Origin of the sequence: Arthrobacter sp. (assembly GCF_031179985.1) — a bacterium.
In the GTDB taxonomy this organism is placed as follows: Bacteria; Actinomycetota; Actinomycetes; order Actinomycetales; family Micrococcaceae; genus Arthrobacter.
In genome coordinates, this window is record NZ_JAPSHJ010000085.1 from 1 (window position 1) to 7,272 (window position 7,272).

At 60.9% G+C, this 7,272-nt stretch carries 6 protein-coding genes; 1 reads left to right on the forward strand and 5 read right to left on the reverse strand.

What is annotated here, in order from left to right; genetic code table 11:
• The 5 genes from RIN13_RS19715 to RIN13_RS19735 form a co-directional block, all read right to left on the reverse strand.
• The coding region (locus tag RIN13_RS19715; RefSeq protein ID WP_375164802.1) for an MFS transporter at positions 1-1,241 on the reverse strand (1,241 nt) is incomplete at its 3' end.
• Between the two features lie 72 nt (positions 1,242-1,313).
• Positions 1,314-1,931: a Poxvirus protein I5 gene (locus tag RIN13_RS19720; RefSeq protein ID WP_309109009.1), complete on the reverse strand. Its 618-nt coding sequence runs from the start codon at positions 1,929-1,931 to the stop codon at positions 1,314-1,316.
• Between the two features lie 27 nt (positions 1,932-1,958).
• Positions 1,959-2,876 (reverse strand): carbohydrate ABC transporter permease, encoded by a 918-nt coding sequence (locus RIN13_RS19725; protein WP_309109010.1) that lies wholly within the window; start codon positions 2,874-2,876, stop codon positions 1,959-1,961.
• Positions 2,873-3,826, reverse strand: a complete 954-nt coding sequence (locus RIN13_RS19730; protein WP_309109011.1) for a sugar ABC transporter permease — start codon at positions 3,824-3,826, stop codon at positions 2,873-2,875. Before RIN13_RS19730 ends, RIN13_RS19725 begins: the two co-directional genes overlap by 4 nt.
• A gap of 47 nt (positions 3,827-3,873) precedes the next feature.
• The gene (locus tag RIN13_RS19735) at positions 3,874-5,157 is read right to left on the reverse strand and encodes an ABC transporter substrate-binding protein (protein ID WP_309109012.1); all 1,284 of its coding nucleotides are present in this window, start codon (positions 5,155-5,157) and stop codon (positions 3,874-3,876) included.
• Between the two features lie 181 nt (positions 5,158-5,338).
• On the opposite strand from RIN13_RS19735, the gene RIN13_RS19740 reads away from it, so the two are divergent.
• Positions 5,339-7,272 (forward strand): beta-galactosidase (locus RIN13_RS19740; protein ID WP_309109013.1); only part of this gene is annotated, 1,934 nt, incomplete at its 3' end.

Genomic DNA, 7,272 nt, shown 5'->3' on the forward strand with positions numbered 1-7,272 from the left:
CGTCGGGCGTTCCTCCACATCAGCAGCCCGACGACGACGGCAGACAGCATCCCAAGGACACCTGTCACCACAAGCCCTTCGCGGACCCCGAACTGCTCGGTCAGCCAGCCTGCCAGGAGCCCCCCAAAAGCATGGCCGCCCAGCAACAACGGCAGGTACAGGGCCATCACCCTCCCCCGTACCTCCGGACCGGCCTCAAGTTGCACAGTTGTTGCTGCGCAGGTGAGGAAGAGCAAGGTCATGAGCCCCACAAGAACCAACATGGCGACGAACCACTCCTGGCTCGGCATCAGTGCAGCAATGAGTTGGGAGAGCCCGAACAGCGCAGCCGCCGCAACAAGCCCCGGCCGCCCCAAGGATCCCAAGCGCCCGGCCAGGAGAGCTCCGGCCAAGGCACCCACCGCGCTGAACGTATTGAACAGACCGAAGCCCTCGGCGCCGCTGTCCCAGATGGTGTCGGCAAAGGCCGCGAGCACCACAGGCCCGTTCATCCCGAAAACCCCCATGAGGCTGGACAGCAGGATCACGAGCAACAGGGCGGGCCGCTGCTTCACGTACCGGAAGCCTGCCAGGACCTGCCCGCGCCCGCGTGTTGGAGCCGGACTGACGTGGAGTTGAGAGGTCCGGATGGCAGCGACCAAGGCAAGAACGGCGAGGCAAATGAGGGAGTTGGCGGCGAAAGCAGCGGCCACACCGGCTTTGGCTATCACCACCCCTGCTAAGGCTGGCCCCACCATCGCGCCCAATTGGTGGATGGCACTGTTGAGTCCAATCGCAGGACGGAGTGCATCGTCACCCACCACTTCGCTGACGAAAACCTGGCGTGCGGGGCCCTCAAGTGCTGACGTCATCCCCAAGGCCACACAGCACGCATAAACGGCCCAGACAGTGATGGACCCGTTGGCGTTCAGGACTGCGAGCGTCATGGCCAGGACTGCGGCAACGGACTGGCACACCAGAAGGATGCGCCGCTTGGGAAAGAGGTCCACCAGGATCCCGCTGAGTGGCCCCACCACAAGCATGGGCAAGAACTGCAGCGCTACAGCCAGCCCGACGGCGGCGGGGCTTCCGGTGAGCTGAAGCACCAGCCAATCCTGGGCCAGCCGCTGCATCCACACGCCCGTACTTCCAAGGAATTGAAGCGAGATGAGCAGACGGTAGTTGCGCAACCGGAGAGACGTGTACCAGCGCACATTCGTGGAGGAGTCAGCTCGGGCGTATTTTGGGCGTTCAGAAGGCACTTTGCTCGCTGAGAGGTGAGAACAGAGGGCCCCTGGAAGAGGGGCCTCTTGGTTATTGACGCTTGGCTTTAGTTACTTGCGCCCTGCGCGGATCTTTACCGCAGCCGCAGCCAGGATCAGTGCCCCAGGGACCACCACGAACAGCGCCACGAGCATCCAGACGAACACGACGCACATGAACAAGGCCGACACCAGGAGCAACGATCCGCTGAAATCACGGAGCGAAACAACCTTCGCCTCCGCCAAAGACAGCCGCCAGTTGTGATGGGTTGACCAGGCTGCCGCCGTCCTGAGCAGGAATACGGCAGCGGCGGTGGCGAGTACTACCGTGGCGGGCAGCACGACTGCCCTGCCCGGCAGCTGCCCAACGGTTGCCAGCAGCAGGTTGAGGACGACGACGGCGGCCCCCACCGCCGTCGTCGCCCCCATTTTCCAGCTTCCCGGCAGTGCTGACCGGAAGCTCCCCCAAAAGGCGCGGATGGAATCATCCCTACCGGAAAGGTGCTTTTCCAGATGCGAGATTCCGGCAGCGTAGGCGGCGGGAATAGTCACGAGCGGAAGGGAAAGAACCAGAACCAGGGCGCCGGTGAGGAGCGCTTCGGCAAAGAGTGCAAAGCGATTGACCGGGATGCGATCTTCGCCGGAGAGGTCGTTCCCCTGCCCTGAGCCGGTGCTTTCCATGGTGCTCATCCTAGATCTCCCACCCTTCAGTTTCCGTCAGCCCTTCAGGCCCTGGGTGGAGACGCCCTCAACGATGTACCGCTGGAACACCAGGAAGAACACCAGCACCGGGAGCAGCGCCAGGACGGACATGGCAATCATCGCGCCGTAGTCCGAGCTCTGGGTCTGGTCCACGAAGAGGCGGAGTGCCAGTGGCAACGGGTATTTCTCCGGAGTGTTGAGGTACAGCAGGGGGCCGAGGAAGTCGTTCCAGCTCCAGATGAAGGAGAAGATCGACGTCGAAATCAAGGCGGGTTTCATGAGCGGAAGCATGATCGAACCGAAGATCCTGGCGTGCCCGGCGCCGTCGATCCTTGCCGCTTCGTCGAGTTCCGCCGGCAGGTTACGCATGAACTGGACCATCAGGAAGACGAAGAAGGCGTCAGCCGCGAGGAACTTGCCAACCAGCAACGGGATGTAGGTGTCCACCAGGCCAAGCTGATTGAAGATGATGTACTGCGGAATGATCACCACGTGGAACGGCAGGAGAAGGGTCGCGATCATCATCCCGAAGAACACGCTGCGGCCGGGGAACTTGATTCTGGCGAACGCATAGGCCGAGACGCTCGCGGACAGGATTGTTCCCACCACCGCGCCCAGGGCCAGGATCAGCGAATTGGTGAAGAACGTCATGGTGGAAACGCCGCCGATGCCATCCATTGCCGTCACAAAGTTGTCGAAGCTGAAGTTGCTTGACCACAGGGACGTATTCGAACCACCGATCTCTGCATTCGGTTTGAACGACGAAGCGATCATCCACAGTGCCGGATAGAGCACCACTGCCGTCAGGGCAAGTGCCACGACGTGGAAAATGGCGCTCTTGAGCCGCTTGGCACCTGCTGTTTCCGACTTGGGGTTGTAGTGCGGCGCCTGTGTGTCCGCTGCAGACGCTGTTGGGGTTGCTATGGTCGTCATTTCGAATCACCGCTGTAGTGGACCCAGGACTTGGACGTGCGGAAGAAGATCAGGGTGATGACGCCTACAACGATCACCAGGAGCCACGCCATTGCTGACGCATAGCCCATCCGGAAGTCGCTGAAACCCCGCAAGTACAGGTAAAGAGTGTAGAAAAGAGTGGAGCCTGCTGGGCCGCCTTCGCCGTTCGAGATGATGTACGCGGCGTTGAAGATCTGGAAAGCATGGATGGTTTCCATGAGCAGGTTGAAGAAGATCACCGGGGAGAGCATGGGCCAGGTGATGTTGAAGAACTTCCGGATAGGACCGGCCCCGTCCATGGATGCAGCCTCGTAGAGTTCGCCCGGAATCTGCTTCAGGCCGGCCAGGAAGATCACCATCGGTGCGCCAAACTGCCAGACCGTCAGCAGGATGAACATCGGCATGGTCATGGACGGATTGCCTACCCAGCCGCCTAAGTTGATCCCGAAGAAGGACAGACCCTGGTCAACCGGCCCGGAATCGCCGAACATTGCCTTCCAGACAATGGCGATCGAGACACTGGCGCCGATCAGGGACGGAGCGTAGAAAGCTGAACGGTAGAACCCCTGCCCTTTTCGCTTGCTGTTGAGGAGCATGGCGACGGCCAGTGCGGCCGCCAACTTGATCGGCGTACCGAAGACCACGTAGCTGACGGTAACGCCCACCGACTGCAGGAACCGTTCGTCCTGGAACAATGAGATGTAGTTGTCCAGCCCGATCCACTTGGGCGGTTCAAACAGGTTGTAGTTGGTGAAGGACAGGTACAGCGATGAAATCATCGGGCCTATGGTGAGGGCGATGAATCCCAGCAGCCAGGGCAGCAGGAAAGTGTAGCCGGCGCGGGTGTCCGTCCCCCGCTGCCGCGACTTGCGCGGCTGCGGGAGATCGGACGACGTCGAACGCCTGCTCAGGGTTGGGCTTTGAGTCACGAATTCATTCCGTCAGTTGTGAAGCCTGATTGAGACATTCTGCCTGCTCAGGCGTTCTGCTTAATGAGGTCTTCGGCTTCCTTGAACCACGCGTCGGCTGCACCGTTCACGTCCACCTTGCCGAAATTGAGGTCCGCGCTGATGCGCTTGAAGGAAGCCTCGAGGGTGCCGAAGCCAACGATGGGGGGCTCGGGAGCGTCCTTGAGGTACTTCTCGATGGACTTCTCGTAGTCAACAACCAGCTTGTCGGTGCCCTCGAAGGTGGTGCCGTCGCGCTGGGTCTTTGAGGCAGGAACACCGCGGGAGGTCTTGAAGATCTCGCCAACCTCGGGATCGTTGACCATGAAGTCAATGAATCGGGCGGCAGCATCCTTGTTCTTGGTCTTGGCGCTTGCCACCATCAGCATGGAAGGCTTGAGGAACAGCCCCAGGTTGTCGGGGTCGTCGGACGGAACCGGCACAAGCTTGAGCTCCTTGGCGCCGCTGTCCCCAAGGTAACCGGCCATGAAGTTGTCCCACGTGACCTCGGACGCGGTGGCGTTGGAGCCAAACGCGGACTTGGGAAGGAGCTGTGTGATCCGCTCCTCCGAGATGATGGCGGGAGTGCCGCGCAGGTCCGCAACCTTGTTCCACCATTCCTTCAGATCGTCCTTGCTGAAGCCGAGCTTGCCATCCTCGGTAAAGGCTTCGATGTTCTGCTGGCGAAGCCAGATGTTGAACATCCACCAGACCGACGTGTAGTCGCTGGAGCCGAAGAGAGCACCGCCGCTCTTGGTGCCAACCTCGGTGAGGAAGGCGTTGTATTCGTCGTACGTCCACGAGCCGTCCGGCTCGGCAATGCCGAGGGAGGCGAGCTTGGCGGGATCGTAGTAGACCGCGAAGGCGTTGGTGCTGGTGGGGATGCCGTAAGTCTTGCCCCTGATCTGACCCGAGGGAAGCAGTGACTTGTCGAAGGCCGAGGTGTCGATCTTTACGGTGCTGAGGTCCAGGAGCTGGTTGCGCTGGCCGTAGTCACGCAGGTAGGAGAGGTCCCACTGCATAACATCCGGGAGGCCGCCGCCGGCAGCTTCGGTCGCCCGCTTCTGCCAGTAGGCAGGGAAGTCGGTGAAGTTGCCGTTAACCTTGATGTCCGGGTTTTTGGCTTCGAAGAGCGCGATTGCCTTGCGGGTGCGCTCGGCGCGGTCATCGTTGCCCCACCAGGTGTAGTTGATGGTGACGGGGTTGTCGGCAGAACCTGTCTGCGCGGGGGACGGCTGGCCACAGGCCGCCAGGACGGCGGCACTCGCTGTGCCCAGCGCCACCGTGGTGAGGAAATTCCTTCTGTCGATCATGAGAGCCTCCTTGCTCGATTGGGTCAGCATGTGTTCGGGTGGTCCCTACAACGGAAGTAGTGAGCTGGCTAACATGCCTTCTGAAACGATACAATATCCGTTATCGTCCAGTTGGGCAAGCGTTTTCCGAAAGATCGAGTTTTGGTAGTTCCGCTTCTGGCGCTACAGATAAAGGAGTCCCATGTCCCGCAAGGAAACTATCCCGCCCGCAGCTCTCTGGAGCCAGTTGGACGGCATCGCTTACGGTGGCGACTACAACCCGGAGCAGTGGCCGGTGGACGTTCGGCTTGAGGACCTGGATCTGATGAAAGAAGCAGGAGTTACTTTCCTGAGCGTCGGGATATTCTCGTGGGCCTTGCTGGAACCTCGCGAGGGCGAGTACGACTTCACGTGGCTGGACGAGGTGCTGGACAATCTTTCGGCTGCCGGGATCAAAGTGGCCCTGGCGACGTCCACCGCCGCTCCCCCTCCCTGGCTGGTGCGCAAACATCCCGAAATTCTTCCCGTGACCGCCGACGGCACGGTGCTGGGTCCCGGTTCCAGACGGCACTATTCGCCGTCGTCGGCCGTTTACAGGCGCTACGCGACTGGAATCACGCGGGTCCTCGCGGACCGATACAAGGACCACCCCGCGTTGGCCTTGTGGCACGTTGATAACGAACTTGGCTGCCATGTTTCAGAGTTCCATGGTGACGAGGATGCTGCCGCATTCCGCCGTTGGCTTGAACGGCGCTACGGAACTATCGAGGCTTTGAACCATGCGTGGGGCACAGCTTTCTGGTCACAAAATTATGCTTCATTTGAGGAGATTCTGCCTCCCCGCGCGGCGCCCTTCACTCTCAATCCCGGGCAGCAACTGGACTTCAAGCGCTTCAGCTCCTGGGCATTAGCGGACTTTTACCGTGCCCTGGTTGCTGTGCTCCGCGAGGTCACCCCAAATATCCCGGCCACCACTAATTTGATGGCCTCCAGCGCCACGAAGTCCCTTGATTACTTCGATTGGGCTCAGGACCTGGACGTGATTGCGAACGACCACTACCTTGTAGCGGCGGATCCGGAATCCGAGGTGGAGCTCGCCTTCAGCGCAGACCTCACGCGCGGTATCGCCGGAGGTAACCCTTGGATCCTCATGGAACACTCGACGTCGGCGGTCAACTGGCAGCCACGCAACCGGCCAAAGCTTCCCGGCGAAATGCTGCGCAACTCGTTGGCTCATGTGGCCCGTGGGGCCGACGCCGTGATGTTCTTCCAGTGGCGGCAAAGCTATGCGGGCTCCGAGAAGTTCCACTCCGCCATGGTCCCCCACAGCGGTCGCGACACCCGGATCTGGCGGGAGGTGGTGGAACTGGGCTCTGCCCTCAAGCGTTTGGCCCCGGTCCGCGGTTCACGAGTCGAGTCCCGTGCGGCCATCGTCTTCGACTACGAGGCGTGGTGGGCCTCCGAGTTGGACTCCCACCCGAGCCAGGACGTGAAGTATCTGGACCTCCTGCGCAGCTTCCACAGGGCCCTGTTCCTTCGCGGCGTGGCAGTCGACTTCGTGCATCCGTCTGCATCCCTAGACGGCTACGACCTTGTCCTCGTTTGCACGCTCTACAACGTTTCGGATGAGTCCGCCGCCAATATAGCGGCCGCTGCCGGTCGTGGCGCAACGGTACTTGTCAGCTACTTCAGCGGGATAGTCGACGAGCACGACCACGTCCGGTTGGGCGGCTACCCCGGCGCGTTCCGTGACCTCCTGGGAATAAGAGTTGAAGAATTCCATCCGCTGCTGGGCGGCGGACAACTGAAGCTCAGCGACGGCGGGACAGCTTCGATCTGGAGCGAGCAGGTCCATGTTGTTGGAGCTGTAGGCGGCGGCGGCGCTGCCGAGGTTCTGGCGACGTTTACGGAGTATCCCTTGGACGGCGTTCCGGCCCTTACACGGCGTGAAGTTGGCAATGGAACAGCCTGGTATCTCGCCACGTTCCCGGATCCGGATAACCTCGGCGCTCTCATTGACAGTTTGTTGTCCGAATCTGGGGTTTCCCCAGTTGCTGCCTCAGACCAGGGCGTCGAACTGACTCGCCGTCGCAATGAGGATGGTCAGAGTTTTGTATTTGCCATCAACCATTCGAG

Bases quoted from the DNA above. Each gene is read 5' to 3' on its own strand.
- RIN13_RS19720 (WP_309109009.1), bottom strand. From the start codon at position 1,931: ATGAGCACCATGGAAAGCACCGGCTCAGGGCAGGGGAACGACCTCTCC.
- RIN13_RS19725 (WP_309109010.1), bottom strand. From the start codon at position 2,876: ATGACGACCATAGCAACCCCAACAGCGTCTGCAGCGGACACACAGGCG.
- RIN13_RS19735 (WP_309109012.1), bottom strand. From the start codon at position 5,157: ATGATCGACAGAAGGAATTTCCTCACCACGGTGGCGCTGGGCACAGCG.